25 protein-coding genes and 1 other RNA gene are annotated in these 25910 nt (G+C 64.6%); 6 read left to right on the top strand and 20 right to left on the bottom strand.

Annotation, left to right across the window (positions count from 1 at the left end; genetic code table 11):
* Positions 1-6: 6 nt before the first annotated feature.
* From SB751_RS03765 to cmk, 10 genes are all read right to left on the bottom strand, one after another.
* Positions 7-1320: a solute carrier family 23 protein gene (locus tag SB751_RS03765; RefSeq protein ID WP_144197445.1), complete on the bottom strand. Its 1314-nt coding sequence runs from the start codon at positions 1318-1320 to the stop codon at positions 7-9.
* 147 nt (positions 1321-1467) lie between these two features.
* Positions 1468-1842: a ComEA family DNA-binding protein gene (locus tag SB751_RS03770; RefSeq protein WP_410747793.1), complete on the bottom strand. Its 375-nt coding sequence runs from the start codon at positions 1840-1842 to the stop codon at positions 1468-1470.
* Between the two features lie 183 nt (positions 1843-2025).
* Entirely contained in the window at positions 2026-3021 is a 996-nt protein-coding gene (gene rfaD, locus SB751_RS03775; RefSeq protein WP_144197443.1) for an ADP-glyceromanno-heptose 6-epimerase, read from the bottom strand.
* Between the two features lie 42 nt (positions 3022-3063).
* Complete coding sequence (rfaE1, locus tag SB751_RS03780) at positions 3064-4005, bottom strand: D-glycero-beta-D-manno-heptose-7-phosphate kinase (RefSeq protein WP_144197442.1); 942 nt, start codon at positions 4003-4005, stop codon at positions 3064-3066.
* A gap of 6 nt (positions 4006-4011) precedes the next feature.
* Entirely contained in the window at positions 4012-5385 is a 1374-nt protein-coding gene (locus tag SB751_RS03785) for a UDP-glucose dehydrogenase family protein (RefSeq protein WP_144197441.1), read from the bottom strand.
* 44 nt (positions 5386-5429) lie between these two features.
* Positions 5430-6659 (bottom strand): lipopolysaccharide assembly protein LapB, encoded by a 1230-nt coding sequence (gene lapB, locus SB751_RS03790; protein ID WP_144197440.1) that lies wholly within the window; start codon positions 6657-6659, stop codon positions 5430-5432.
* Between the two features lie 3 nt (positions 6660-6662).
* Complete coding sequence (locus SB751_RS03795; protein WP_092298428.1) at positions 6663-6986, bottom strand: lipopolysaccharide assembly protein LapA domain-containing protein; 324 nt, start codon at positions 6984-6986, stop codon at positions 6663-6665.
* Between the two features lie 211 nt (positions 6987-7197).
* On the bottom strand, positions 7198-7605 hold the full coding sequence (locus SB751_RS03800; RefSeq protein WP_144197439.1) for an integration host factor subunit beta: 408 nt from the start codon (positions 7603-7605) through the stop codon (positions 7198-7200).
* A 30-nt stretch (positions 7606-7635) separates the two neighbouring features.
* The gene (gene rpsA, locus SB751_RS03805) at positions 7636-9423 is read right to left on the bottom strand and encodes a 30S ribosomal protein S1 (protein WP_410747794.1); all 1788 of its coding nucleotides are present in this window, start codon (positions 9421-9423) and stop codon (positions 7636-7638) included.
* Positions 9424-9463: 40 nt separating this feature from the next.
* Positions 9464-10126, bottom strand: coding sequence for a (d)CMP kinase (cmk, locus tag SB751_RS03810; protein WP_092298419.1), 663 nt, complete (start codon positions 10124-10126; stop codon positions 9464-9466).
* 168 nt (positions 10127-10294) lie between these two features.
* Between cmk and SB751_RS03815 the strand changes: the two genes are divergently transcribed.
* Positions 10295-10525, top strand: coding sequence for a DUF2061 domain-containing protein (locus SB751_RS03815; RefSeq protein ID WP_250025098.1), 231 nt, complete (start codon positions 10295-10297; stop codon positions 10523-10525).
* 13 nt (positions 10526-10538) lie between these two features.
* On the opposite strand, the gene aroA is transcribed toward SB751_RS03815, so the two are convergent.
* The 7 genes from aroA to gyrA all read right to left on the bottom strand — a co-directional run bounded on the left by aroA (position 10539) and on the right by gyrA (position 19868).
* Positions 10539-11852, bottom strand: coding sequence for a 3-phosphoshikimate 1-carboxyvinyltransferase (aroA, locus tag SB751_RS03820; protein WP_410747795.1), 1314 nt, complete (start codon positions 11850-11852; stop codon positions 10539-10541).
* 21 nt (positions 11853-11873) lie between these two features.
* The gene (locus SB751_RS03825; protein ID WP_144197434.1) at positions 11874-12770 is read right to left on the bottom strand and encodes a prephenate dehydrogenase; all 897 of its coding nucleotides are present in this window, start codon (positions 12768-12770) and stop codon (positions 11874-11876) included.
* A 48-nt stretch (positions 12771-12818) separates the two neighbouring features.
* On the bottom strand, positions 12819-13964 hold the full coding sequence (gene hisC / locus SB751_RS03830; RefSeq protein ID WP_144197433.1) for a histidinol-phosphate transaminase: 1146 nt from the start codon (positions 13962-13964) through the stop codon (positions 12819-12821).
* A gap of 16 nt (positions 13965-13980) precedes the next feature.
* Positions 13981-15129, bottom strand: a complete 1149-nt coding sequence (gene pheA, locus SB751_RS03835; RefSeq protein ID WP_144197432.1) for a prephenate dehydratase — start codon at positions 15127-15129, stop codon at positions 13981-13983.
* Positions 15130-15186: 57 nt separating this feature from the next.
* On the bottom strand, positions 15187-16350 hold the full coding sequence (gene serC, locus SB751_RS03840; protein ID WP_144197431.1) for a 3-phosphoserine/phosphohydroxythreonine transaminase: 1164 nt from the start codon (positions 16348-16350) through the stop codon (positions 15187-15189).
* A gap of 116 nt (positions 16351-16466) precedes the next feature.
* Complete coding sequence (locus SB751_RS03845) at positions 16467-17036, bottom strand: DUF2059 domain-containing protein (protein WP_144197430.1); 570 nt, start codon at positions 17034-17036, stop codon at positions 16467-16469.
* A gap of 81 nt (positions 17037-17117) precedes the next feature.
* Positions 17118-19868 carry a DNA gyrase subunit A gene (gyrA, locus tag SB751_RS03850; RefSeq protein ID WP_144197429.1) on the bottom strand — a complete coding sequence of 917 codons (2751 nt, stop codon included), beginning with the start codon at positions 19866-19868 and terminating at the stop codon, positions 17118-17120.
* Between the two features lie 447 nt (positions 19869-20315).
* Here gyrA and ompA point away from each other — a divergent pair, with 447 nt between their 5' ends.
* The 5 genes from ompA (at position 20316) to SB751_RS03875 (ending at position 23626) form a co-directional block, all read left to right on the top strand.
* The gene (gene ompA, locus SB751_RS03855; RefSeq protein WP_144197428.1) at positions 20316-20972 is read left to right on the top strand and encodes an outer membrane protein OmpA; all 657 of its coding nucleotides are present in this window, start codon (positions 20316-20318) and stop codon (positions 20970-20972) included.
* 135 nt (positions 20973-21107) lie between these two features.
* Positions 21108-21863 carry a bifunctional 2-polyprenyl-6-hydroxyphenol methylase/3-demethylubiquinol 3-O-methyltransferase UbiG gene (gene ubiG / locus SB751_RS03860; RefSeq protein ID WP_144197427.1) on the top strand — a complete coding sequence of 252 codons (756 nt, stop codon included), beginning with the start codon at positions 21108-21110 and terminating at the stop codon, positions 21861-21863.
* Positions 21864-21866: 3 nt separating this feature from the next.
* Positions 21867-22526 carry a phosphoglycolate phosphatase gene (gph, locus tag SB751_RS03865; RefSeq protein ID WP_144197426.1) on the top strand — a complete coding sequence of 220 codons (660 nt, stop codon included), beginning with the start codon at positions 21867-21869 and terminating at the stop codon, positions 22524-22526.
* Positions 22527-22580: 54 nt separating this feature from the next.
* Positions 22581-22941: a transfer-messenger RNA gene (gene ssrA, locus SB751_RS03870) on the top strand.
* A gap of 310 nt (positions 22942-23251) precedes the next feature.
* Positions 23252-23626, top strand: coding sequence for a hypothetical protein (locus SB751_RS03875; protein WP_410747796.1), 375 nt, complete (start codon positions 23252-23254; stop codon positions 23624-23626).
* 26 nt (positions 23627-23652) lie between these two features.
* On the opposite strand, the gene SB751_RS03880 is transcribed toward SB751_RS03875, so the two are convergent.
* The 3 genes from SB751_RS03880 to SB751_RS03890 are packed head-to-tail and all read right to left on the bottom strand — an operon-like array spanning position 23653 to position 25909.
* Positions 23653-24105 carry a hypothetical protein gene (locus tag SB751_RS03880; protein WP_410747797.1) on the bottom strand — a complete coding sequence of 151 codons (453 nt, stop codon included), beginning with the start codon at positions 24103-24105 and terminating at the stop codon, positions 23653-23655.
* On the bottom strand, positions 24102-25451 hold the full coding sequence (locus tag SB751_RS03885) for a recombinase family protein (RefSeq protein WP_410747821.1): 1350 nt from the start codon (positions 25449-25451) through the stop codon (positions 24102-24104). The genes SB751_RS03880 and SB751_RS03885 overlap by 4 nt, the downstream gene beginning before the upstream one ends.
* Entirely contained in the window at positions 25448-25909 is a 462-nt protein-coding gene (locus SB751_RS03890; protein WP_410747798.1) for a DUF2924 domain-containing protein, read from the bottom strand. Before SB751_RS03890 ends, SB751_RS03885 begins: the two co-directional genes overlap by 4 nt.
* Position 25910: the final 1 nt, after the last annotated feature.

Genomic DNA, 25910 nt, shown 5'->3' on the forward strand with positions numbered 1-25910 from the left:
GCCAGATCAGTGCGGCAGCGCGGTTTCTTCGTCGCGGCCCTTGCCCAGCAGGTGATACAGCAGGATGGCGCCGAAGGTGGCTGTGCCGATGCCACCGAGCGTCATGCCGCCAAGCTTCAGCGTCAGGTCGCCGGCCGCCACGGTCAGCGTGGCACCCACCGTGATCAGGTTGCGTGAGCTGGAGAAATCCACGCCGTTCTGCACCCAGATCCGCCCGGCTGTGGCCGAGATCAGGCCAAACACGACGATGGTCAGGCCGCCGATGACCGGGCCCGGAATCGTCAGGATCAGCGCGCCGAACTTCGGCGAGAAGCCGAGCAGGATGGCCACCGCCGCCGCCACCACGAAAATCAGCGTCGAATAGATGCGCGTCACCGCCATCACGCCCATGTTCTCCGCGTATGTGGTCACGCCCGTGCCGCCGCCCGAGGCGGACAGCATCGTGGCCACGCCGTCGCCGATGAATGCCCGGCCGATATACGGGTCCAGGTTGCGGCCCGTCATCACGCCGATGGCCTTGATGTGGCCGAGGTTTTCCGCCACGAGCACGATCGCCACCGGGGCGATCAGCAGCATCGCGCTCGGCTCGAACACTGGCGCCGTGAACGCGGGCAGGCCAAACCAGGCAGCCGACACCACGCCCGAAAAGTCGATGGCCTTGCCCATGCCCATCACATTGGTGGCAATGTAATAGGCAAGGTAGCCGCCCAGCCCACCCAGCAGCACCGGCAGGCGCCCCAGCATGCCCGGCGCGCGCACGGCGATCAGGCCCACGGCCAGCACGGTCAGCAGGCCGATCCAGGTATCGAGCGGTGCGGCGCTGACAGCCTTGACAGCCACCGGCGCCAGGTTCAGGCCAATTGCCGCGACGATGGCGCCAGTCACCACAGGCGGCATCAGCTTCTCCACCCAGGCGTAGCCCACCGCCTGCACGATCAGGCCGATCACCGTATAGACCGCCCCCGCCGCAATGATGCCGCCAAGCGCCACCGGGATGTTCAGGTTCGGGCCACTGCCGGCATAGCCGGTGGCCGCGATGACCACGGCGATGAACGCGAAACTCGACCCCAGGTAGCTCGGCACGCGCCCGCGCACGAACAGGAAGAAGATCAGCGTGCCGATGCCCGAGAACAGGATGGCGATATTCGGGTTGAAGCCCATCAGGATCGGCGCGATGGCCGTGGAGCCGAACATCGCCACCACGTGCTGGATGCCCGCCAGTATCGTCTGCCCCGCGGGCAGCCGCTCGTCCGGGCCGATCACGCCCGATGTCTTGAGCCGCCATTTCGGCAGGAAGCCCGTGTCCTCGCCATTCGCCATGTTGTTTTCTCCCTGTTATCGACGTCGCGCATGATACTCCGCGCCGCCCTGGCCGCGAAGCGACCGGGCCGGCGCCGGCCGACAAGGAAGCACAACGCATACCAGCCCCAGGCTGTTGACGCCCCGGGGCCTGGCCTGCCGGATGGCTCAGCGTGCCGCCTTCTGCGGCGACGGCGCCACGCTGGCCTTGGTCCTGGCGTCCTTGGCATCCTTCCTGGCCGGCGCTGCCTTGCCGAACGTCAGCCCGGCAGCCTCGAGGTTGGCCACCGACTTCGGCCCCACGCCGGGCACCCGGTCCGAGAGATCGCCGGCGTCCTTGAAGGCGCCATGCTTATCGCGCTCGTCGAGGATGCGCTTGGCGGTGGCCGGCCCGATGCCCTTCACGCTGGTCAGCGCGGCCTCGTCGGCCACGTTGACGTCCACATTGGCATAGGCGGCACCACCGAACGCGAGTGACACCAGCAGCGCCGCCAGCATCCGGCGCATGCACTGGATCAGGGAAACATTGAAGGGATTGCGCATCAGAAAGCTCCTTTCCATATTGGAATCAAGGCTCCGCGCCGGGATGGCGACGGAGCCTTGTCAGGATAGGAGCGGGTGACGGCCAGACGCGCAGTCGGCCACAATCGTTCACAACATCCGCGCGGATGTGTGGCCAACTGCAACGAGGGGGTTGCAATCGGCAGTGGGAAACGTCCGAATCGGTTAGCCGTTACGCTCGAGCAGCCACTTGCAGTAGCGCGACACGCCTTCCTGCACCGTGAGGAACGGGGCGGTATAGCCCGCCGCGCGCAGGCGCGACACGTCGGACTGGGTGAAGCACTGGTACTTGCCGCGCAGCGCGTCGGGGAACTTCACGTATTCGACCAGCCCTTCCTGCACCATCTCCTCGAGCGAGAGCGGCGGCTTGTCGTCGATCTCGCGCAGCGTGTTGACCACGCTGGCGGCGATGTCGTTGAACGGCTGCGAGCGCCCGGTGCCAAGGTTGAAGATGCCGGACTTTTCCGGATGATCGAGGAAGTACAGGTTGACCTTGACCACGTCCTCCACGGACACGAAATCGCGGCTCTGCGTGCCCGGCGCGTAGCCGTTGTACTCGCCGAACAGCTTCACCGAGCCTTCGGCCCGGAACTGGTTGAAGTGGTGGAACGCCACCGACGCCATGCGGCCCTTGTGGTACTCGCGCGGGCCATACACGTTGAAGTAGCGGAAGCCGACGATCTGCGAGTGGGTCGCCGGCAGCCGGCGCCGCACCACCTGGTCGAACAGGAACTTCGAATAGCCGTACACGTTCAGCGGGCGCTCGTACTCGCGGTCCTCGCGGAACATCGTCGACGCGCCGTAGGTGGCCGCCGACGAGGCGTAGAGGAACTGCGTGCCCTGCTCCAGGCAGGCTTCCATCAGCGCCAGCGTGTAGCGGTAGTTGTTCTCCATCATGTAGCGGCCGTCGGTCTCCATGGTGTCGGAGCACGCGCCCTCATGGAACACCGCGCGAACCTTGCCGAAGTCCCCCCGCGCAAAGCGCTGGACGAATTCCGACTTGTCGAGGTAGTCGGCGATCTCGCAGTCCACGAGGTTGCCGAACTTCTCGGCCCGGGTCAGGTTGTCGACCGCGACGATATTGGTCTCGCCGCGCTCGTTCAAGCCCTTGACGAGGTTGCTGCCGATAAAGCCGGCGGCGCCGGTCACGATGATGGTCATGGTAGTTTCAGACTCGAATTTCGGACTTTTACGACACGCGCCTCAGGCGCCGAACAGTTCGGGATACGTGACAACAGCGGTACCCAGCTTGCCGACGACGATGCCGCCGGCCCGGTTGGCGTGCTGCACGGCTTCCTTGAGCGGCACACCGGCGCCGAGCATGGTGGCGAGCGTGGCAATCACGGTATCGCCGGCCCCCGATACATCATAGACTTCGCGCGCCTGGGCCGAGACATGGAGCACCTCGGCTTCGGTGTAGAGCGTCATGCCCTCTTCCGAGCGCGTCAGCAGCAGCGCCTCGAGCTGGAGCGAGCGGCGCAGGTTCTGGGCACGGATGGTCAGGTCCGCCTCGGTCTTCCAGGCGCCCACCACGGCGCGCATCTCGGCGCGGTTCGGCGTGATCAGCGTGGCGCCCCGGTAGCGCGAATAATCGTCGCCCTTGGGGTCCACCAGCACGGTGCGGCCGGCAGCGCGGCCCGCCTCCACCATGCGCCCGACGTGCGCCAGGCCGCCCTTGCCATAGTCGGACAGGACCAGCACCTGGTAGTCGGCCACCAGGGCGTTGAAGCGGTCCTGTACCGAAGCCAGCACTTCGTTGGCCGGTGCGCTCTCGAAATCGACGCGCAGCAGCTGCTGCTGATGGGCCAGCACGCGCAGCTTGATCGTCGTGTTGAGGGTGGGATCGCGTTGCAGGTAGGGCTGCACGTGGCTCTCGGCCAGCAGCGCCTCAAGCGTGCGGCCCGGCTCGTCGTCGCCCACCACACCGAGCATGCCTACCTGTGCGCCCAGCGCTGCGGCATTGCGGGCCACGTTGGCGGCGCCGCCCAGGCGCTCGTCACTGCGCTTGACCTGCACCACCGGCACCGGCGCCTCCGGGGAAATGCGCTCCACGTCGCCAAACCAGTAACGGTCCAGCATCATGTCGCCCACCACCAGCACCTGCGATTGTCGAATCTGGTCCTGCGAAATCTGATTCTTGCTCATAGGGTCTCAGCGCATCGAGGCAGAGCGCCCGATCGCGTGGTATTCGATGCCGGCAGTCGCCATGGCATCGGGTTCATAGAGATTGCGGCCGTCGATGATGACCGGGGTCTTCAGCTTGGCGCGGATCTCGCTGAAATCCGGGCTGCGGAATACCTTCCACTCGGTCACGATCACAAGCGCGTCGGCGTCCTCGAGGACATCCATCTGCGCCTCGCAGAAGTGTACTCGCCCCGCGCCGCCTTCGATGTCGGCAAGATCCGCCTCGATCACACGGCGGGCCTCAGCCATCGCCACCGGGTCGTGCACGCGTAGCACGGCGCCGCGCGACACCAGTTCGCGCACCAGCACCCGCGACGGCGCTTCACGCATGTCATCGGTATTTGGCTTGAATGCGAGGCCCCAGACCGCGAAGGTCTTGCCCGTCAGGTCTTCGCCAAAGCGCTTGATGACCTTGTTGGCCAGCACCTGCTTCTGGGCGTCGTTGACGGCCTCCACGGCCTCCAGCACCCGCATCGGCTTGCCGTACGAGGTGGCCGTGCGCATCAGCGCCTGCACGTCCTTCGGGAAACACGAGCCGCCGTAGCCGGCGCCGGCGTACAGGAAGCTGTAACCGATGCGCGGGTCGGAGCCGATGCCCAGTCGCACCAGTTCGATGTCCGCGCCCACCTCGTCAGCCAGGTTGGCCAGCTCGTTCATAAAGGAAATGCGAGTCGCCAGCATCGAGTTGGCCGCATACTTGGTGAACTCGGCCGAGCGCACATCCATATAGAAGGTGCGCTCGTGGTTGCGGTTGAACGGCGAGTACAGCTCGCGCATGATGGCCTTGGCGTGGCGGCCGGCGACGTCGGGCGAGCAGCCGAGCACGATGCGGTCCGGGCGCATGAAATCCTCCACAGCCGCGCCTTCCTTCAGGAACTCTGGGTTCGAGACCACCGAGTACTGCAGGTCTTCCAGCCCGCGCGCGGCCAGTTCCTCACGGATGGCGGCGGCCACGCGGTCGCCGGTGCCCACTGGCACGGTGGACTTGTCCACCACCACCTTGAAGCCGGTCATGTGGCGGCCGATGTTGCGCGCGGCGGCCAGCACGTATTGCAGGTCCGCCGAGCCGTCCTCGTCCGGGGGCGTGCCCACGGCAATGAACTGCACGTCGGCGTGCTCCACGCTGGCCGCCACGTCGGTCGAAAACGTCAGGCGGCCGGCAGCGCGATTACGCTCGATCAGCTCCTTGAGGCCCGGCTCATAGATCGGCACGCCGCCAGCATTGAGCATGGCGATCTTGCGTTCGTCCACATCGAGACAGAACACCGAATTGCCGAGTTCCGCCAGGCAGGCGCCGGTGACCAGGCCGACATAGCCGCTACCGATAATTGTGACTTTCATAGCAGAAGCTCCAGAACAGGGAGGGGCTCAACAAGAGACAGCGATCAGCCAAGCGCTTCGGAGCGGCGTGGGGCATAGGTTTCCCAGCGATTGCAGCCGGGGCACTGCCAGTAGAACAGCCGGGCGCGGAAGCCGCATTCGCGGCAGGTGTAGCGGGCGAGGTTGCGCGTGCGCACCTGGAGCAGGTCGCGGATGGCGGCCACTTCCGACGTCTGGTCCGGCGCGACCGCTTCGCCGCCAGCCGTGGCCACGGCGGCGCCTTCGGCAACAGCAGCTTCCGCGGCCTGCATCTCGGCGGCCTGCGCCTCGAAATAGCGGGTCAGCGCCAGCAGCGTGGGTTGGCGGCGCAGCTGCTCGCGCATCAACGCGGCAGCCGCCTCCGGACCGTTCACGTCCAGTTCGGTGCGATAGGCGGTATCGAGCAGTTCCGGCGCGAGGTTGCCCTTGAGCAGCCCGCGCAGCCAGTCGATGGCCTGGCCCTGCTCGCCCAGCGTGCCGTAGGCTTTGACCACGCGGTCGGCCACCAGCGGCAGGTAAGCTGCATCCTGCGTCTCAATGCCGAGCCAGTGGCCCAGCGCGGCGCGGGCGTCGCCACTGGCCATCGCCACGTCGCCGAGCAGGATCGGCGCGCGCACATTGGCCGGGTTCTCCTCGCTCGCGCGCCGCAGCCACGCCACGGCGTCCTCGGGACGCTTTTTCTGGAGCGCGTCCTGCGCCAGTTCGCAGCAGAACTGGGCGATCTGCACGCGGTAGTCCTTCTGCTCGAGTGTCTGCAGCTCGCGCGCGGCATCAATGGCCTTCTGCCATTCCTTCTCGACTTCGTACAGCTCCAGCAGCACGCGCTTGGCCGACGCCGCGTACGGGCCCGACATCAGCCGGCGCAGCGACTCCTCGGCGCGGTCGAGCAGTCCGGCGCGCAGGAAGTCCTGGCCCAGTTCATAGAGCGCGTGCTCGCGCTCGGGCTCGGGCAGGTCCGGGCGCGTGGCCAGGTTCTGATGGACGCGGATCGCGCGCTCGGTCTCGCCCCGGCGGCGGAACAGCGCGCCCAGCGCAAAGTGGAGTTCGGTGGTTTCCGGGTCGAGCCGGGCCACCTCGACGAAGGCGTCGATGGCTTGGTCCGGCTGCTCGTTGAGCAGGAAATTGAGGCCCTTGAAATACGAGCGCGGCAGTGCGCCTTGCTCGCTGATCAGCTGGCGCAGGTCGAGCCGCGCCGCCATCCAGCCAAGGCCAAAGACAAGCGGCAATACCAGCAGCCACCAGGTTTCAAACATCATGGATCAGACTTTCGGGCCGACTACGTTATAGGGAACGCCGGGCTTGGCCTCGGGCGGCACGGTGTCCGCCGGCATCGGCACGCGCGCCTGGGCCAGCGCGCGGCGCAGGCGCGTGGCCTCCATCCGCTGACGCATCAGTGCCGGCGCCACCGCGGCCAGCGCCGCGACGATACCCAGCCCGAACGCGGCCAGCAGAATCAGGATCAGCGGCGCATGCCACACGGCGCCAAGGAACAGCTGCAGGGACGCATCCTCGGTGTTGCGCAATGCCAGGACGAACAGCAGGGCGAACAGGACGATGCGGAAAATCCAGGCGATGAGTTTCATGCGGTGACGGCCATCGGGACTCAGGACAGCGAAAGCATGGACGCGCGTAATGTGCGCCATGGCTCCCGGCGACGGGTTCCCGGCATTGTAGCGGAATCACTTCAGGCAAACGGTAACGTTTGGTCGCGCGGCGCACCGTGGCACCCCAAACAAAAAAGCGCTCCCGAGGGAGCGCTTTCCAACAGACTTCCAGATTATCACCGCGTTCGCGTCAGGACCGAACCAGGTTGAGCTGGCCATCCTCGTGCAGCGTACCGGCCGGAGCCGATACCTGCGCGGCGTGGTCGCCGTGCGAGCCATTGCCGTGATGCACGGTCTGGCCGTGATGCGACGGCCCCGGGCTGCGGTCCACGCGTTCGCGCAACTCCTTGCCCGCCTTGAAGTGCGGCACCCGCTTTTCGGGCACCAGCACGCGTTCGCCGGACTTGGGGTTGCGGCCCACACGCGGAGGCCGCCGATTCAAACCAAAGCTGCCGAAGCCGCGAATCTCGATGCGATGGCCATCGGCCAGGGCTTCGGACATCGCGTCGAGAATCGTTTTCACCGAGATGTCCGCATCCCGCAGCAACAACTGCGGGAAACGGGCAGCCAGTTTTTCGACGAGCTCGGACTTGGTCATGGGCGGTCTCGCGGGCGCGGGCGCTGACGATTACTGGTTGTCCTGGCCGAGCTTGGCCTTCAGCAGTGCGCCGAGGTTGGTCGTGCCAGCCGTGCCGGTGTCAGCCGCGAACTTTTGCATGGCTTCCTGCTGTTCCACGTTGTCCTTGGCCTTGATCGACAGGTTGATGTTGCGCGACTTGCGGTCCACGTTCACCACCAGGGCCGTGATCTGCTCGCCTTCCTTCAGCACGTTGCGGGCATCTTCCACGCGGTCCGCGGAGATTTCCGAGGCGCGCAGGTAGCCTTCCACGTCGTCAGCCAGCTGCACCACGGCGCCCTTGGCATCAACGGCCTTGATCACGCCGTTGACCAGCGAACCCTTGTCGTTGGCCGAGATGAAGTTGTTGAACGGGTCGCCCGACAGTTGCTTGATACCCAGCGAGATGCGTTCCTTGTCGACGTCGATGCCCAGTACCACGGCTTCCACTTCGTCGCCCTTCTTGTACTTGCGCACGGCCTCTTCGCCGGTTTCTTGCCAGGACAGGTCGGACAGGTGCACCAGGCCATCGATGCCACCGGGCAGGCCGATGAACACGCCGAAGTCGGTGATCGACTTGATCTGGCCCGTCAGCTTGTCGCCCTTCTTGTGGTTGCGGCTGAAATCGTCCCACGGATTGGCCTTGCACTGCTTCATGCCCAGGCTGATACGACGCTTGTCTTCGTCGATATCCAGAACCATGACTTCCACTTCGTCGCCCAGCTGGACAACCTTCGACGGAGCCACGTTCTTGTTGGTCCAGTCCATTTCGGACACGTGGACCAGGCCTTCGATACCGGCTTCGATCTCGACGAACGCGCCGTAGTCGGTCAGGTTGGTCACCTTGCCGAACAGGCGGGTGCCTTGCGGGTAGCGGCGCGAGATGCCCACCCACGGATCTTCGCCCAGTTGCTTCACGCCCAGCGAGACGCGGTTCTTTTCCTGGTCGAACTTGAGGATCTTGGCGGTGATTTCCTGGCCAACCGACAGCACTTCGCTCGGATGACGCACGCGACGCCATGCCAGGTCGGTGATGTGCAGCAGGCCGTCGATGCCACCCAGGTCCACGAACGCGCCGTAGTCGGTGATGTTCTTGACGATACCGTTGACGATGGCGCCTTCCTTCAGCGTTTCCATCAGCTTCTGGCGCTCTTCGCCCAGCGTGGCTTCCACCACGGCACGGCGCGACAGCACAACGTTGTTACGCTTGCGGTCGAGCTTGATAACCTTGAATTCGAGGGTCTTGCCTTCGTACGGCGTGGTGTCCTTGATCGGACGCACGTCGACGAGCGAACCGGGCAGGAAGGCACGGATGCCATTGACCATCACGGTCAGGCCGCCCTTGACCTTGCCGGTCACGGTACCCGAGATGATTTCGCCGTCTTCCAGCGCCTTCTCGAGGTTCAGCCACGATGCCAGGCGCTTGGCCTTGTCGCGGGACAGAATCGTGTCGCCATAGCCGTTCTCGAGCGCATCGATGGCCACGGAGACATAGTCGCCGGCCTGCACTTCGAGTTCGCCCTGGTCGTTCAGGAACTCCTCCACCGGCACGAATGCCTCGGACTTGAGGCCGGCGTTGACGACCACGAAGTTGTGGTCGATGCGCACGACTTCAGCGGAGATCACTTCGCCAGCCTTCATATTGGAGCGGGCGACGGATTCCTCGAACAGTGCGGCAAAGGATTCGTTAGTTTGCAGGTCGGACATAAACGTGTGTGAGCAGTCCGCAGTACGCTGGCCGGCGCGACAATCGCGCTCAGTCTGCCATCGCAGCGGGGTTAGTTGATGAACGCCTTGCACCGGTCATCCGGGGCAAGGCTCCAGTTGGCGCCAGACCGGTTCAACGCCGTACGGCGGTGTACCACTCCAGCACCTGCGCCACGGCCTCATCCACCGACATGTCGGAGGTATCGAGCCGTTGCGCGTCTTCGGCGGGACGCAGCGGGGCGGCGGCACGGGAACGGTCCCGCGCGTCGCGCGCCTCGAGGTCACGCAAAAGGTCTTCGATATTAGCAGAAATTCCCTTATCAATCAATTGTTTATAGCGCCTGCGGGCGCGGGCCTCGACACTTGCGGTCAGGAAGACCTTGAGGCGGGCCTCGGGAAAGATCACCGTGCCCATGTCGCGGCCGTCGGCCACCAGCCCGGGCAGCTTGCGGAAGCCGCGCTGGAGTGCTGTCAACGCATCCCGCACCGGCTGGTGCACGGCGATGGCCGAGGCCCGGTTGCCGATAGCTTCGGCGCGGATGGCCTGGCTCACCTCCTCGCCGGACAGCCAGACCCGGTCCGGGCCGAACTTCACATCGAGGCGGGCCGCCATCTTTGCAAGGGTGGACACGTCCTGCAGGTCCACGTCCGCGCGGTCGCTCGCCAGCGCCACAAGCCGGTAGAGGGCGCCGCTGTCGAGCAGGTGAAAGCCAAGGGCGTCGGCCACCTTGTGCGCCACAGTGCCCTTGCCGGACGCCGTGGGGCCATCAATGGTGATGACGTCGATCATAGTCATTGGTTATTGGTGCGCTAAAAACTATTGATTTTGAAAATCAATTAAGAATCATTATTATTTGTTCCATGGCTCGCACGGGCGGCCTCCCCGCCACCCATCCCCACAGAACAGCCCGGGCGAGCCACCCCGAATCCCCGAGCCAACTCCAAGAATGCGAGGCAATCTATCATGGCCAAGACCCTGACTTTCGGCATCATGCACCTGGGCATCGCCTTCAGCGTGACCTATGCGCTGACTGGCAATCTGGCCATCAGCGGTGCCATCACCTTCATCGAGCCGGCCGTGAATACCGTGGCCCACTACTTCTTCGATAAATACTGGGAACGGCGCGAACGCAGTGCATCCGGCGCCGCCAGCGCGCACGCCGGACACGGGGTGCCCGCCACGGCCACTATTTGACCGGAGTGACCCCTTACCGCGCCACCCCGGCAAACACCGAGAAGTATTCCGGGAATGTCTTGGCCACGCAGCCGGGTTCGTTGATACGCACCGGCAGCGGGCCGAATGCCGCCAGCGAGAAGCACATCGCCATGCGGTGATCATCATAGGTGCCGATGCCTTCGGCTGGCGTGCGCCAGTCGGCTACAGATGCCGGCGGCGTCACACGCAGGTAGTCGGCGCCCTCTTCCACCGTGGCGCCGAGCTTGCGCAACTCGGTCGCCATCGCCGCAATCCGGTCCGTTTCCTTGACCCGCCAGCTGGCGATATTGGTCAGCGTGGTGGTGCCTTCCGCGAACAGCGCAGCCACGGCCAGCGTCATCGCGGCGTCGGGAATGTGGTTGCAGTCGAGCTCGATGCCGTTCAGCCGGCCGTCGTCGCGCTCGGTGCCTCGTACCTCGATCCAGTTGTCGCCAGCCATCACGTTGGCGCCCATCCGGTTCAGTGCATCGGCAAAGCGCACGTCGCCCTGGATACTGGACAAGCCCACACCTTCCACGCGCACCGGTCCGCCGCCAATCGCGCCGGCCGCAAGAAAATACGATGCCGTGGAGGCATCGCCTTCCACGTAGATCTCACCCGGCGAGCGGTACTGCGCGCCGGCCGGCAGGATGAAGCGCTCCCAGCCCTGCCGCTCCACGTCGATACCGAAGCGCGCCAGCAGGTTCAGGGTGATCTCGATATACGGCTTCGAAATCAGCTCGCCAACCACCTCGATCTCGATGCGGCCGGACGGCGCGCTGGCCATCGGCAGCGTCATCAGCAGCGCGGTCAGGAACTGGCTCGATACATCGCCGCGCACGCGGATCGGCGCGTCGATGCGGATCTGCGCCGGGTTGATCTGGAGCGGCGGGTAACCTTCCGTGCCGAGGTAATCCACGGACGCACCCACCTGGCGCAGACCGTCGACCAGATCGCCGATGGGCCGCTCGTGCATGCGCGGCACCCCGGAGAGCCGGTACGTGCCACCCTGCAGGGCCAGCGCCGCGGTCAGCGGACGGATCGCCGTGCCGGCGTTGCCCATGAACAGATCGGCCGATTTATTCGCAAAATTGCCACCCGCGCCGGTGACGATGCAGTCGACGCCATCGCGCTGCCAGCTCACGCCGAGCACCTTCAGGGCGTCGAGCATGACGCGGGTGTCGTCCGAGTCCAGCAGATCGCGCACGCGCGTCTGGCCGGTGGCAAGCGCCGCCAGCAGCAGCACGCGGTTGGAGATGCTCTTCGAGCCGGGCAGCCGCACCGTGCCGGAAGCACGCGTCAGGGGGGCGAGGGTCAGATGTTCCATGATGTGGGCAGATTCAGCGCTTCAGGGTTCGACGTTGGTGACAGCCGCACGCGCGGTGCCCCACTTCTGGCGGGCGCCGCTGGCCCGCGTGAACACGCGCTCCAGGCCCTCGGCATCGCCTTCCTTGATCTGGGTCTTCAGGTGCGCGAGCACCTTTTCATAGGTGTCGATCTCGCGCAGCAGCGCCTCCTTGTTGGCGATGCAGATGTCACGCCACATCTCGGGCGAGGAGCCCGCAATGCGCGTGAAATCGCGGAACCCGCCGCCGGCAAAATCGAGCTTCAGCGCGGCATCCTCGGCATTGACCAGTTGGGCGACCAGCGCGAAGGCCAGCAGGTGCGGCAGGTGGCTCACCGCCGCGAACACGGCGTCGTGCTGTACCGCGGACATCACATGGCAGTCGGCGCCCGTGGATTCCCACATCGCGCGCACGGCGGCCACGTCGGTCCGCGCGTTCTCCTGCAGCGGGCACAGCACTACCTTCTTGCCGAGGTAGAGGTCGTTCAGCGCCGCCTCCACGCCGCTCAGCTCGCGGCCGGCAATCGGGTGGGCGGGGACGAACTGGGCCACCTTGTCGCCCAGGGCGGTCTTGGCGGCCATGATCACGTCGGACTTGGTGCTGCCTGCGTCCGTCACGATCGTGCCCGGCTCCAGGTGCGGCTCCAGCGCGTGCAACAGCGCAAAGTTCTGGGCGACCGGCGCGCACAGCACGATCAGGCTGGCGCCGCGCGCGGCGTCTTCGAGCGAGGCAATCTCGTCGATCACGCCCAGCGACTTGGCCTTCTCGAGCGAAGCCGCCGAACGTCCCACGCCCACCACGGTGCCCACCACGCCTGCGCGCTTCAGCGACAACGCCAGCGAGCCGCCAATCAGGCCCACGCCGACAATCACAACCCGGGAAAAATGCAGAGCGCTCACGGTATCAGGCCACCAGCGTGGCAGAAAACTTAAAATCGGACATCTTCATCACTGCAATGCCTGCTCGAGCGCCGCGATGAACGCGGCGTTCTCCTCAGACAGGCCAATCGTCACGCGCAACCACTGCGGCAGGCCGTAGTTCGCCACCGGCCGCACGATCACGCCCTGCTTCAGCAGCGCCAGGTTCACGCGCGCGCCGGCACCGTCGTCGGTGCCCACGCGGACCATGACGAAATTGCCGGATGACTTCACATGCTGGAGACCAAGCCGGTCGAACGCGGCCACCAGCTGCGCCTTGCCTTCGCGGTTCAGCGTGGCGCTGCGGGCGAGGAAACCGGCATCGCCAAGCGCCGCCACGGCGGCAGCCTGGGCCAGGCTGTTCACGTTGAACGGCTGGCGCACGCGGTTCAGCAGATCGGTCAATTGCGGCTGGGCCACGCCGTAGCCCACGCGCAGCCCGGCCAGGCCGTAGGCCTTCGAGAACGTGCGCGAGACCATCAGGTTCGGATACTTGCGCACCCACGCCACGGACTCGTACTGCTGGTCCGCATCGAGATATTCGTTATAGGCCTCGTCCAGCACGACCACCACGTTGGATGGTACTTTCGCCAGAAACGCCTCGATCTCGGCCGCCGGAATGAACGTACCGGTGGGGTTGTTCGGATTGGCGATGAAGACCAGGCGCGTGTCGGGCGCAATCGCCGCTGCCATCGCGTCGAGATCATGGCCGTAATCGCGTGCCTTCACCTCGATGGCGCGCGCGCCGACTTCCTGCGTGGCGAGCGCATAGACGGCAAACGAGTATTCGGCATAGACGATCGACTCGCCCGGCCGCACCAGCGCATGGGCGGCCAACTCCAGGATGTCGTTGCTGCCGTTGCCGAGCGTCAGCCATTCGGCCGGGACATCGTACTTCGCCGAAAGCTTCGCCTTCAGCTCGAAACCGTTACTGTCCGGATAGCGGCCCAGCTCATCCATCGCCGCCGTAATCGCGGACCTGGCGGAGGCCGGCATGCCGAGCGGGTTCTCATTCGAGGCCAGCTTGACGATACGCGCCTCGTCGAGCCCGAACTCACGCGCCACCTCGGCAATCGGCTTGCCAGCGATGTACGGCGAGATCTTTCTCACATAGGACGGCCCGAAATAGTGGGCGGCATTCTGCGCGTCGTCGGTGGCGCGGCCGGGTTCTGCCATGTTCGCTCCTTGAACCTTACTTGCTGGACGGGTACGAGCCGAGCACCTTGAAGTACGCGGCGTTGCGCTTCAGTTCCGCCAGGGCGCGCGCCACGGCGGGCTCGTGCTGGTGGCCTTCCACGTCCACATAGAAGTAGTACTCCCACGCGCCGCTGCGCGCGGGGCGCGATTCGAACCGGCACATCGACACGCCGTTCTCGGCCAGCGGCGCCAGCAGTTGGTACACCGCGCCGGCCTTGTTCGGTACCGACAGGATAAGAGACGTCTGGTCGCTGCCCGACGGCTCGGTCTCATAGCGGCCGATCACGGCAAACCGCGTGCGGTTATGCGGATCGTCCTGGATATGCGTGCGCACCAGATGCAGGTGGTAGCGGTTGGCCGCCGACTCGCCGGCGATGGCCGCCACGGTGGGGTCTTCGCTCGCCATGCGCGCGGCCTCGGCGTTGCTGGAGACGGCCTGGCGCTCCAGGTGCGGATAGTTGGCCGTGAGCCAGTGCTGGCACTGCGCCAGCGCCTGGGCGTGCGCGCGGACCACGGTCACGCCCTTCATGTCCGGCGTGGAAGCCATCAGGTTGTGATGGACCTTGAGCGCAATCTCACCGCTGATCTTCAGCGAGGTCTGCAGGAACAGGTCGAGCGTGCGCGACACCGCGCCCTCGGTCGAGTTCTCCACGGGCACCACGCCATATTCGACGGTGCCGGCTTCCACGGCACGGAACACCTCGTCGATGCTCGGGCACGGCACGCCGCTCACTTCATGGCCGAAATGGGCGTACAGCGCCTGCTCGGAGAACGTGCCGGCCGGGCCGAGGAACGCAATCTCGAGCGGCTTTTCCAGCCCACGGCAGGCGGACATCACCTCGCGCCAGATCGACGCCACGCTCTCGCCCAGCAGCGGGCCCGGATTGGCGGCCTGCACCTTGCGGATGACCTGCAGTTCACGTTCGGGGCGAAACACGGGCGCGCCGTACTTCTTCTTGACCTCGCCCACATCGAGGGCGAGCTGGGCGCGGCGGTTCAGCAGCGCCAGCAGTTCGCGGTCCACCGCGTCGATCTGGCCGCGCAGCGGCGCGAGGTCGGCGGACAGCGCCTGCTCCTGGGCGCTGGGACCGGGGTTCCCTGTGGGCGGCGCGTCGTTGTTCGCGCGCTTGTCTTCGCTAGTCATGTCAAAGCCTGGTGGGCCGCGCCGGGGCGGCCGGGAAGAATCGGTGCAAACCCGCCATCAGGCGGCAGTACGCTCGAATTCGCGCATGAAGTCGATCAGCGCGGTCACGCCTTCCAGTGGCATCGCGTTATAGATGCTGGCGCGCATGCCGCCCACGGACTTGTGGCCCTTGAGCTGTACCAGGCCGTTCGCGCGCGCCTGGGTCAGGAACGCTTCGTTGCGCGATTCATCGCGCAGGAAGAACGGTACGTTCATGCGCGAGCGGCAGCTGGGGTCAATCTCGTTACGGTAGTAGTCACTCTGGTCCAGGAAGTCGTACAGCGCGCGCGCCTTGGCGATATTGCGCTGCTCGATGCCGGGCACGCCACCCTGGGCCTTGAGCCACTTGAACACGAGGCCGGCGATATAGATCGCATAGGTGGGCGGCGTGTTGTACATCGAATCATGCTCGGCCACCTGGCGCCAGTTGAACGCCGACGGGCACAGCGGATGCGCGAAGCCGATCAGGTCCTCACGCACGATGACGATGGTCACGCCGGCCGGGCCGATGTTCTTCTGCGCGCCGCCGTAGACCACCTGCACGCGCGACCAGTCGATCGGGCGCGACAGGATATGGCTGGACGCGTCGGCCACCACGATGCGGCCCTTGTCGTGCGTGCCGGTCTGACCGATGTCGGGAATCTCCTGGAATTCCACGCCGACGATGGTCTCGTTCGTGCACAGGTGCACATAGGCCGCGTCGTCCGACAGCTTCCAGCTGGCGACATCCGGAATTTTCGTAAATTTACGATCCGCGCTCGAGGCCGCGATATTGACCTCGCCATAGCGGCGTGCTTCCTGCTCGGTCTTGACCGACCACGTGCCGGTCACGACGAAATCGGTCTTCGGCTTGGCCGCATTGACGCGGCTGGCCAGGTTCAGCGGCACGATGCCATTCTCGCCAATCGCCCCGCCCTGCAGGAACAGGATGCGGAAGTTCTTCGGCACATGGAGCAGTTCGCGCAGATCGGCGAGGGCTTCATTGTGGATGCCCTCGAACTCGCGGCTGCGGTGGCTCATCTCCATGACCGACACGCCGGTGCCACGCCACGACAGCATTTCCTCGGCCGCCTGCTGCAGGACTTCGGTCGGCAGCGCGGCCGGACCGGGCGAGAAATTGAACACGCGCTCGGCCACGTTGCGTTGCAGGCCAGCGAGGGCGGGATTCTGGGGATCGTTCATGGAGGAAGAAGGAAAAATGGCTGCCGGTTTGAACCAGGCAGCCATTATCCCTCAAACGCGCGCCGCCAGGGCAGCGGCTCGGCGGCCGGATCGGCCGTCGATTCCTTGCGGATCACTTACTTCGCAGCGGCGGCGATTTCCTTCTCGGCCGAGTCACGCATCGACTTGCCAACCTGCGGGCCGTACTTCTGCATCATCGAACCCCAGATTTCCTGGGTCGCCTTGCCCTGGTTGGCCATGAACTTCTGGCCCGTCGGCGACTTCAGGAACGTGGTCAGGTCCTTGATTTCCTGGGTGCTGTAGTACTTGCCGAACGCGTCGTAGTGGGCCTTGATGGCGTCCTGACGGAAACCGTCGGTGTTGAACGCCGTGCCGGCGCCATCCACCATGCGCTGCACTGCGCCGTTCTTCTTCAGCTTGTCGACAGCGGCCTGCTTCTGCTTGTCGTTCAGCGTCTTGTTTTCCACGAGGACCTGCTCGAGGACCAGCGGCGCTTCCTGCTTGGCGCCGTTCTGCCAGTTTTCGGCCTGGCCCTTCACGGCCTGGTCGGCCTGCATGACGGAGAGCAGTTCCTTGATAGCGGCGGTCTTGTCGGCATCCTGCGCCTGAGCGTGGGCGGCCTGGGCCACCATCATCGTCGGGACAAAAGCAGCCAGAACAGCAATACGTCGATAGGTTTTGAGCATTATGACTCCCTGGAAAATATGTCCGATTAGTCCGCACGGCCGTCTGGCGAGTTCCGGCCGTCGTCCTGTTGTTGCAACAAATTACGAATTCGCGTCCGCGTCGGTTGCGCCGTCGGCACCTTCTGCACCGGCGGTGCCAGCGGCACCTTCCACCACATCGGCGTCCGCATCCTCGGCACCCTCGATCCCGGCGCCATTATCGGCATCGGTCTCGACAATCCGTTGCAGGCCCGACAGCTTGGTGCCCTCGTCCACGTTGATCAGCGTCACGCCCTGCGTGGCGCGGCCCATCTCGCGGATCTCGGCCACACGGGTGCGGATCAGCACGCCGCCGGTCGTGATCAGCATGATCTCGTCTTCGGGAGATACCAGCGCGGCGGCCACCACGCGGCCATTGCGCTCGCTGGTCTGGATCGCAATCATGCCCTTGGTGCCGCGGCCATGTCGAGTGTATTCCGAGATCGGCGTGCGCTTGCCGTAGCCGTTCTCGGTGGCGGTCAGCACGCTGCCCACCGCCGCGACGGCGCCCTCGGACCCTGCGTCGCCTTCGGTCGACGCTGCCGATTCGGCCGATTCCGCCACCGCAGTTTCTGCCGGCGCTACCAGCATGGCGATGACCGACTGGCTTTCCTCGAGATTCATGCCGCGTACGCCACGAGCCTGACGGCCCATCGGACGCACGTCGTTCTCGTCGAAGCGCACGGCCTTGCCGGCGTCGGAGAACAGCATCACGTCATGCTGGCCATCGGTCACGGCGGCACCGATCAGGAAATCGCCCTCGTCCAGGTCCACGGCGATGATGCCGGCCTTGCGCGGGTTCGAGAACTCGGTCAGCGCGGTCTTCTTGACCGTGCCGCGCGCGGTGGCCATGAAGATGAAGTGCTCGGCGTCGAACTGGCGCACCGGCAGGATCACATTGATCTTCTCGCCATCGGCGAGCGGGAACATGTTAACGATCGGACGGCCACGCGAGTTGCGCGACCCCTGCGGCACTTCGTACACTTTGAGCCAGTACAGCCGGCCACGGTTGGAGAAGCACAGGATGTAGTCGTGCGTGTTGGCCACGAACAGCGTGTCGATCCAGTCGTCTTCCTTGGTGGCCGTAGCCAGCTTGCCGCGCCCGCCACGCTTCTGCGCGCGGTACTCGGAGATCGGCTGACTCTTCATATAGCCGCTGTGCGAGAGCGTGACCACCATGTCCTGCGGCGTAATCAGATCCTCGGTGTCGAGTTCGGTCGCGTTCAGTTCGATGGTGGAGCGGCGCTCGTCGCCGAATTCGGCGCGGATGGCGCCGAGTTCGTCGGAGATGATGGTCGTAATACGCTCCGGACGCGCCAGGATGTCCAGCAGGTCTGCGATCACCGCCATCACTTCGCGGTATTCCTGGACGATCTTGTCCTGCTCCAGGCCCGTGAGGCGTTGCAGGCGCATTTGCAGGATTTCCTGCGCCTGGCCGTCGGAGAGGCGATACAGGCCATCCGGTTGCATGCCGAACACGGCGGGCAGGCCATCCGGGCGATACGAGGCACGGCCGCCGGCAGTGTCGCTTTCGGCACGCGCAAGCATGTCGCGCACGAGGGCCGAGTCCCACGACTTGGCCATCAGCTCCTGCTTGGCGACCGGCGGCGTCGGCGCGGCCTTGATGATCGCGATGAACTCGTCGATGTTCGCCAGCGCCACCGCCAGGCCTTCCAGCACATGGCCGCGCTCGCGCGCCTTGCGCAGCTCGAACACGGTGCGGCGGGTGACCACCTCGCGCCGGTGCGACAGGAACGCGTCCAGCATCTGACGCAGGTTCAGCAGGCGCGGCTGGCCGTCGACCAGCGCCACCATGTTCATGCCGAAGGTGTCCTGCAGCTGGGTGTTCTTATATAGGTTGTTGAGAACGACCTCGGGCACCTCGTTGCGCTTCAGCTCGATCACCACGCGCATGCCCGACTTGTCGGACTCGTCACGGATGTCTGAAATGCCCTCGACCTTCTTCTCGGTCACCAGCTCGGCGATGCGCTCGAGAAGTGTCCGCTTGTTCACCTGGTACGGCAGTTCGTCGACGATGATCGCCTGGCGCTGGCCGCGGTCGATGTCCTCGAAGTGCGTCCGGGCACGCATGACGATGCGGCCCCGGCCGGTGCGATAGCCTTCTCGCACGCCCTGGATGCCATAAATAATGCCGGCCGTCGGAAAATCGGGCGCCGGCACCAGTTCGATCAGGTCATCCACCGTGGCGTCGGGATTGCGCAGCAGATGCAGGCAGGCGTCCACCACCTCATTGAGGTTATGCGGGGGGATATTGGTGGCCATACCCACCGCAATACCCGACGAGCCATTGATCAGCAAATTCGGAATACGCGCCGGCAAAATACTCGGTTCTTTTTCAGAACCGTCGTAGTTCGGCTCGAAATCGACAGTTTCCTTGTCGATATCGTGGAGCATTTCATGCGCGATCTTCGACAGGCGGATTTCCGTATAACGCATGGCTGCCGCGTTATCCCCATCGACCGAGCCGAAGTTGCCCTGCCCGTCTACCAGCATGTAGCGCAGCGAGAAATTCTGCGCCATGCGGACGATCGTGTCATAAACGGCGGTGTCGCCGTGCGGGTGATACTTACCGATCACATCACCGACAATACGGGCCGATTTCTTATAGGCTCGGTTCCAGTCGTTATTCAGCTCATGCATCGCAAAGAGCACGCGCCGATGTACTGGTTTCAGGCCATCCCGGACGTCGGGAAGCGCACGCCCGACGATAACGCTCATCGCGTAATCCAGGTATGAGCGGCGCATTTCCTCTTCCAGGGAAACCGGAAGCGTTTCTTTGGCGAATTGATCCATTGCGGCTTGGTTTATGCGGCGGGTTTTAGCGAATGAGACCCTGGCCCCAGGAGCGCCGGCGGGGGCGCCTGTCTGGGACGGGCAACATGGCATTCTACCACGCGCGCCACCCCTTCCCGACGCCCACCGGACGGCCCGGAAACGGGCCCGCCGGCGCCCTCCGCGGCGCGGCGCCTACCGCCCGCAAGCCATACGGGACAAGGGTTTGCGGGCACCGCAAGCGTGATGTTGCACAAACACCACAGGCCCAAAACCCCAGGGTTGAATCGAATATATTTACTTCTTAGGAAACGAGCCTTGTGGCACAATTCCCCAGCGAAGAGCCAGACATTGTTCGAAGTGGAGCATCCACCACATCGAGAATGTTATACTCCGAAGAATGTATGACTTGTTTTCGTCCATTTGCTCGCAGTAACCCTGCGGTGATCTCATCCTGAGAGGAGAAATATGAAAAAATTTGCCAAGCTCGCGCTCGTTGCAGCTACCGCAGTAATGGCTGCATCCGCTCAAGCCCAGTCCGTCCCCTATGAAAAGAAGGCTGTGAACGACAACTGGGGCAACGGTACGAGCGAGTACGTGTGGAAGAATGGCACGAACGAGCTCTGCTGGCGCGACAGTTCCTGGACCCCGGCAACGGCCAATGCCCTGTGCGATGGCGCACTGGCTCCGGCTGCTGCTCCGGCTCCGGCACCGACCCCGGTGGCTCCTCCGGTTGTGTCGAGCGAGAAGGTCACTTTCGCAGCTGACACCCTGTTCGACTTCGACAAGGCTGTTCTGAAGCCCGAAGGCAAGGCCAAGCTGGACGACCTGGTCTCGAAGCTGCAAGGCATCACCCTCGAAGTGATCATCGCCGTGGGCCACACCGACGCGTTCGGTTCGGACAAGTACAACGATCGCCTGTCGATCCGTCGTGCTGAATCCGTCAAGGCTTACCTGGTGAGCAAGGGCGTGGAAGCCAACCGCGTGTACACCGAAGGCAAGGGCAAGCGCCAGCTGAAGGTGGATCCGAAGTCGTGCAAGGGCAACCGCACGGCACAGATCGCCTGCCAGCAGCCGAACCGCCGCGTGGAAGTCGAAGTGGTCGGCACCCGCAGCGCACGTTAATCGGATCCTCTCCGATGAAGAAAGCCCAGCGCAAGCTGGGCTTTTTTTTTGCCCGCTATTTTTGGTACAGTTGCCGGACGCTTCTCTCCGCACTCAGGTTCCGGGCCGTGCGCCGGGGACCCCACTCCTTTGACGATGTCGCAAACCTCCACCCTCTCCCCTGCTGGCAGCCCCCCCGGCCGCAACGCCGATCCGAAAGAGATCGACAAGTTCAGCGAGCTGGCCCACCGCTGGTGGGACCCCAACAGCGAGTTCAAGCCGCTCCACGACCTGAACCCGCTGCGCCTGGGCTGGATCGACGGCATCGCGCACCTGCCCGGCAAGCAGGTGATCGACGTGGGCTGCGGCGGCGGCATCCTGTCCGAAAGCATGGCGCGGCTTGGCGCCACCGTACGCGGCATCGATCTGTCGACCAAGGCCCTCAAGGTGGCAGACCTGCACAGCCTGGAGTCGGGCGTGCCCGTCACTTATGAGGAAATTGCCGTCGAAGACCTCGCCGCGCGCATTCCCGGCAGCGTGGACGTGGTGACCTGCATGGAAATGCTCGAGCACGTGCCCGACCCCGCCTCCATCGTGCACGCCTGCACCACGCTGGTCCGCCCGGGCGGCTACGTGTTCTTCTCGACGATCAACCGCAATCTCAAGGCCTACCTGCTGGCTATCGTCGGCGCCGAGTACGTGCTGAACATGCTGCCGCGCGGTACCCACGACTACGAGAAGTTCATCACGCCATCCGAGATGGCCCGCTTCGCGCGCCAGGCCGGGCTGGACCTGATCGAGATGCGCGGCATGACCTACAACCCGTTGTCGCAAACGTACTCGCTCGGCCATGACACGGGCGTCAATTACATGATGGCCTTCCGCAAGACGGCGGCGAAGGCGGCGGGCTGACCCATGCGCACTTTCGACGCGGTATTTTTCGATCTCGACGGCACGCTCGCCGACACGGCCCCCGACCTGGCCGCAGCCGCCAACCGGCTCGTGGTGGAACACGGCCTGCCGCCCGTGGCCTATGAGAAGCTGCGGCCGGTGGCTTCGCACGGGGCACGCGGCCTGATCGGCGCGGCGTTCGGCAAGTCGCCCGACGACCCCGAGTTCCCCGCCCTGCGCGATACGTTCCTCGACTACTACGAGGCCGACATCGCGGTGCACACCCGCCTGTTCGACGGCATGGACGACGTGCTGGCCCGGTTGGAAGCCGCCGGCATCCGCTGGGGCATCGTGACCAACAAGATCACCCGCTTCACGGTACCGCTGGTGGCCGCGATCGGCCTCGCGCCCCGCGCCTCGGCCGTGGTCAGCGGCGACACCACGGCACATGCCAAGCCCCACCCCGCCCCGCTGCTGCACGCGGCCGAGGTCAGCGGCGTGGCGCCGGCACGCTGCCTGTACGTGGGCGACGACCTGCGCGACATCCAGGCCGGCAAGGCGGCCGGCATGGCCACGGTGACCGCCGCGTACGGCTACTGCGGCGACGGCGAGCCGCCCGAAGCCTGGGGCGCAGACTACCTGATCCGTCACCCGGCCGAGCTGCTGGCGCTGTTCGGGAACTGAAGCCCCCGGCCAGCGGCCAAAGCGAGTACAATCCGACTCCTACATCTTCACACTGGGGCCGACCTGGTTTCGACGTGGGTTGCGAAGCAGTGGAGGGCATACCGAGGACCCGTCACCTCGTTAATCAATGGGAATGCAATAACTGCTAACGACGAACGTTACGCACTGGCAGCCTAAGGGCTAGCCGTCCTCGCACTGGCTCGCTGACGGGCTAGGGTTCGCAAGAACTGGCGAGGTCATTTACGTCAGATAAGCTTCGGGAGTGTCACGGGCCCGAGGACGAAAACCTAGTGACTCGCCGTCGTAGAGCGTGTTCGTCCGCGATGCGGCGGTTAAATCAAATGACAGAACTAAGTATGTAGAACTCTCTGTGGAGGGCTTGCGGACGCGGGTTCGATTCCCGCCGGCTCCACCAAATTGAAGGGCTCGGATAGTCTCCGGGCCCTTTTTCTTGCCCTAAATCCCCGCACCACGCGGGGTTCCGGCCAACTGTGCTGCGGGTGACCATCACCCGAAACGCCCGAAATCGGCCACTTTCTCGGTCAGAGCCGTCTCTGTTCTCCGTTTGGCCTGCGGGTAGGCGCAGATGGCGGTCTAGCAAAATCAAAGACTTACGCGCGCGGGTTCACCGTCAACCAAGACCACCGGTCAAGCTTCAAACCCCGTCACGACCTCCCACTGGCCCATTCGGTCGGCTACGGGCAAGCAGGGCCCTTGCAGCGAAAATGTCGACGATGACCAACCAGAAGAAAATCGCCGCCGATCTGCAGTCTGCGCTGTCTGGGCAAAGCCCTCTGAGCATCGATCTGTACGTGGAAGTTCTGGCCGACTTCGAGGACGAGCTCAAGGCCTCGCTCGACAAGGACGCCGATGACGCCTTGCTGTGTATGCTGGCCGACGACGGTGACGTGGCGATGATGGTCATCGACTGGGACGGCAGCATCTACCGGAATGAAAACGCGTTAAAAAAGCTGCAGGCCATGTGGCGGAACAGCTTTGAGATCAATGTGCAGACCCTCGTGCCCATCCTCAGTGACCACATCAGCCAGAAAAACCTGGGAGTGGCAGGCATCAAGTGGCTGCCCGCATCCATCGATTGAAGCGGTCTGACGAACGGCGGTCCTGTTTACGAATCGAAGGCGGTCACCACCTCCTGCTGCGCCACCCAGTCGGTCGGTAGCGGATTCCGCTGGAACCACAGAAGGCTCATGCATCGGGGCTGCTGCCCGGCCAGAATGCTCTGGATGATGGCAGGCTCCAGGAGCGTCAATCGGAGCAGCTCGTTGACCGTTGAATGGTGCAGTCCCTCGCGCTGGGCGATCTCGCTCCCACTGCCGACCACACCATCGTCGAGCAGTTGCTGCCAGTAGTAGGCCCGCGTCAGGGCCACCAGCAAGGGCTGGTCGATCTGGCTGGTGACCTTGCCCGGCGACTCGACCGCCCCATCTGGCCGCACCACCACCTTGCTGGCGCCGCGCTTCCTGATCTTCAGCGGGATGAAGGTGGACAGCTTGACTTGGCTGCCATCCCGGCGTTCGCGGGCGATTGCTGCCCCCAATGGCTGCACTTTCGGCTTCATGCCTCCACCTCCTGCTGTTCCCATTCCTGCAATTCCGCGCCGATGGTACCGGGCATCAGTTCCCCGGCCAGTTCCTGCCAGCCCTGATCGCGCCAGATGATTTCCAGCCCGCCGTCGGCAATCACCACGCGGTCGATCAGTAGCTGTGCCAGTCGACACTGTTCGACGGGGAACAGCTGTTGCCACAGACCCGCCAGATTTCGCATCGGAAGCACGACCTCAGGCTCCGACAGGTCTGGGCGGGCTGTCCGAATCCGATCCCACACCGACTGCACGACGTGCGGCGCTGACAGCGCCGCTACGATCTGCTGGGTCACCAATTCCTCAATGGGCGCTGCCGGTAGTGGCCCGTGCTGGCTGGCCCACGCGCCGAAGCGCCGGTGCTTGATCGGCGTGTAGTAGCGGTAGGTCTTGCCCTTCTTGACGGTGTAACTGGGCACCAGACGTTCACCGTCTGGCGTGAACAGCAGGCTGCGCAACAACACCGGCTCACGCTGGCGGTCGTTGGTCTCGCGCCGCCGCTCGATGCCATCGGTGGCGATCAGTGCGTGGACTGCATCCCACTGCACCTCAGTGATGATGGCCTGGTGCTGTCCGGGGAAGCTCTGCCCCTTGTGGACGATCTCGCCCAGGTACATCCGGTTGTGCAGCATCTTGTAGATGGTCTGCTTCGTGAAAGACTTGCCACCCTTGGTGACTACACCTTCCGCGCCGTAGGCCTTCACCATCAGCGTGGCCGATCGCATCGACACGAAGTCGTCGAAGATGCGCCGTACCAGCTTGGCCTCGGCGTCGTTGACCACCAGCAGCCGGTCGCGCACGTCGTAGCCCAGCGGCACCGGCCCGCCCATCCACATGCCCTTGGCCTTGCTGGCGGCGATCTTGTCGCGGATGCGTTCCCCGGTCACTTCCCGTTCGAACTGCGCGAAGGACAGCAGGACGTTCAACATCAGCCTGCCCATCGACGTGGCCGAGTTGATCTGCTGCGTGACCGCGCTGAAGCTGACCCGGTGGCGGTCGAACACATCGACCATCCGCGCAAAATCCGCCAGCGAGCGTGATAGCCGGTCGATCTTGTAGACGACCACGATGTCGACCTTGCCCATCTGGATGTCCGCCATCAGGCGGCGCAGGGCGGGCCGCTCCATGTTGCCGCCAGAGAAACCGCCATCGTCGTAATCATCGGCCACCGTGATCCAGCCCTCGTGGCTCTGGCTCTTGATGAAGGCGTGCCCAGCTTCCTTCTGGGCATCGATGGAATTGAAGGACTGATCCAGCCGTTCGTCGCTGGAGACACGGCAATACACCGCGCAGCGTTTCGGTGGCGCAAGCAGGGGCGCGTTCATTGACCGTTCCCCCTGCCATCGCGCAGCCCAAAAAACTTCGGCCCGTTCCATCGCGTGCCCGTGATGTGGCGCGCCGCCGCCGACAGGCTTTTGAACACCTGTCCGTTTAGTTCGTACAGGCCATCGGGCGTGACGGTCACACGATGCTGACGTTCATCCCATTCGCGGATCAGCGTGGTGCCGGGCATCAACAGGGTCTGCGCGCTGCGGCCGACACTGGTCTTGATCTTGGAATGCTTGGCACCGGCCTCGACCAGCATCTTGCGGATGTTGGTGGGAAGCGCGCCGTAGGTCTGCTCCTGGATGCGGTAGGCCAGACGCGATTCCACGTAATTGCGGTTGCGGTGGCTGGGCCGCCGGGGGAAGTGCTGATCCCACAGCGCCCATAGGTCTGTCATCGGCAAGGAGGGCAGCGCGGCCAGTCGGGCTGAAATGCTGCCGTTGGGAGTACCCGTCATT

This window comes from Cupriavidus sp. SIMBA_020, assembly GCF_046535395.1.
GTDB lineage: Bacteria > Pseudomonadota > Gammaproteobacteria > Burkholderiales > Burkholderiaceae > Cupriavidus > Cupriavidus campinensis.